General features: G+C 61.4%; 2 protein-coding genes. Both read left to right on the top strand.

Going from position 1 to position 2,557, the window contains the following annotated elements; all coding sequences use genetic code 11:
- The coding region (locus WA354_RS04825) for an Lhr family helicase (RefSeq protein ID WP_472811875.1) at positions 1-1,444 on the top strand (1,444 nt) is incomplete at its 5' end.
- 3 nt (positions 1,445-1,447) lie between these two features.
- A complete protein-coding gene (locus tag WA354_RS04820; protein ID WP_472811874.1) occupies positions 1,448-2,308 on the top strand; it encodes a DNA-formamidopyrimidine glycosylase family protein in 861 nt (286 codons plus the stop codon).
- Positions 2,309-2,557: the final 249 nt, after the last annotated feature.

Genomic DNA, 2,557 nt, shown 5'->3' with positions numbered 1-2,557 from the left:
GTGGTGCGATGCGGAGATTCTGCGGCAGATTCGGCGCAAGTCGCTGGCCCGGTTGCGCCGCGAAGTGGAACCGGTAGAGCAGCACACGCTGGCGCGTTTCCTCACGCACTGGCAGGGGCTGCTGTTGCCGCGACGCAGCTCCCATGCGCATCTTGATGCCTTGCTCGACGCCGTTGAAAGTCTGCAAGGCGCACCCATTCCGGCCTCGCTGCTCGAAACATCCATTCTTCCCGCGCGCGTTGCCGGATACGATTCCGCCGGGCTCGATACGCTGATCGCCGCCGGCGAAATCACCTGGGCCGGCATCGATCCCATCGGCGAGCGCGATGGCCGCATCGCTCTCTTCCTCGCCGACAAGCTACCACTGCTTGCCCAGCAACGCCCGGTCACAGAGCCCCTCACCGAACGCGAAGAAAAGCTGCTCGCGGTTCTCGAATCCACCGGTGCCAACTTCTTCGACCCGCTGCACCAGGCCGTCGGCGGCGGATATCCCGGCGAGTCTATCGACGCATTATGGAGCCTCGTGTGGCGCGGCCTCGTCACTAATGACTCGCTGCACGCTCTTCGCGCCTACACCACGCGCCCCGATTCCTCTCGCCCGCAACGCCGCTCCCATACCGGAATGGTCTTTCGCTCCCGGCGCACCACGCCGCCGAACGCGCAAGGCCGTTGGTCGTTGCTGCCTTTGCGTTCGCGAGAGGGAACTGATGGCGCACCAAGCAACACCGAGGCCAGTCACGCTCTAGCCCTGCAACTGCTTAATCGCTATGGCGTCCTCACCCGCGAAGCCGTCGCTGCTGAGAACATTCCTGGCGGATTCAGCGCTGTCTACGATGTGCTGAAAGCGTTGGAAGAAGGCGGCCGAATCCGCCGTGGCTATTTTGTTGCCGGACTTGGAGCGACTCAATTCGCGCTGCCTGCAGCTGTCGATCTGTTGCGCCAACTGCGGACGGAACCGCCAGCTGAGAAGCCGGAGTTTGTCCAGTTGGCCGCAACAGATCCATCAAATCCGTATGGCTCCGTCTTGCGCTGGCCCGATTTGCCAGTGATGGATGAGGATTCTGAATCGGCACCTCGCATTCTTACGCGCGCCGTCTATGCCGAAGTCGTTCTGCGCAATGGTCAGCTCGTCGCATGGCTTCGGCGCAACAACCCCAACCTGCTCGTCTTTCTTCCAGCCGACGAACCGGAGCGCTCGCAGGTGGCCTCAGGACTTGCCCACTTCCTTTCCGCCCGAGGGCAGGATCGGATGCGGACCAGCAGTCACCAGGGTGTACTGATCACTACCATCAATGGCCAGCCCACCGTAGCGCATCCCATGGCGCGTTTTCTCATGGATGCTGGATTCCATCCTGGGCCACTCGGGCTGCATCTACGCCGCATTCCCATTCCGATTCATCACGATACTCATACGGACGAGATGCCGAGCGAGGAAATTCAATAAGCCATGCCTGAGGGCGATACCATCTTCCGCACCGCGCGCTCCATGGGGCGCGCACTTATAGGCAAGCCCATCACCGGTTTTCGTTCCAATTACCCATTGCTGACGCGTTTCCACGACGACACGCCGATCACCGGCCAGATCGTCGAACGCGTTGAATCCCGCGGCAAGTGGCTGCTGATCCATCTCTCCGGCGGCGCCACACTCGTCACCCACATGCTGATGAACGGTTCGTGGCACCTCTACCGCATCGGCGAGCGCTGGCAAAAACCCGCTCGCGATATGCGCATTGTGCTCGAGAATCGTGATTACCAGGCGGTCGCCTTCACGGTACCGGTTGCGCGCATCTATACCGCGCAAGCGCTGGCTCGCGAAAAGCGCATTCCACCTCCCGGTTCGGATGTGCTCAGCGAAGACTTCAACCCCGTCGCCGCTGCCGCGCGTCTTCGCTCTTGCGCCGGCGAAGAAATCGGCGACGCGCTTCTGCATCAACAGGTGCTGGCTGGGGTGGGGAATGTCTTCAAATCAGAAGTCTGCTTTGTCGAAAGTGTGAATCCGTTTTGCCTTGTCTCTGCGCTGAACGATCAGCAGGTCGCCGCACTCATCGCCACGTCGCAACGCCTTGTCGCTGCCAATGTCCTTGAGGACGTCGGCGACACCATCGTCACCTATCGCGGACAGCAGAGGCGCACGACGCGCAGCAGCAGCCCGCAAGACAGCCTCTGGGTCTACGGTCGCTCCAGCGATGCTTGTCGCCGCTGTGGCAACACAATCCGTCATCGCCTGCAGGGACCGGATGCACGCGTCACGTTCTGGTGCCAGACCTGCCAGCCCATGCCCGATGGAAGCGTGATCGACGGCCTCTGATTAAACGGAGTTCCCAGCAACTTCCTGCACTATGCGGGATTCTGGCTTGATCGGCGTGCTCATCGAAGAATGTGTCAGGGAACTGGACTCAGTTCGCCGGTTTGGCCAGCCCGAAGATCTTCTGCAGGATGTTGCGGTGATCGACGGGATGGTCGCAGGTATCCGTAGGTGCGGTGCCGTCAAGAAAGGCCGCTGAGTAGTCGTCAGGGCACGAGGGGTCGGCAAGCAGGTTCGTCGCCTTATCGAGCG

It is taken from the genome of Occallatibacter sp. (assembly GCF_049802275.1).
GTDB lineage: Bacteria > Acidobacteriota > Terriglobia > Terriglobales > Acidobacteriaceae > Telmatobacter.
This window is presented reverse-complemented; position numbering and strand designations above follow the sequence as displayed.

Coding starts and splice junctions, on each gene's coding strand:
- WA354_RS04820 (WP_472811874.1), top strand. CDS start 1,448: ATGCCTGAGGGCGATACCATCTTCCGCACCGCGCGCTCCATGGGGCGC.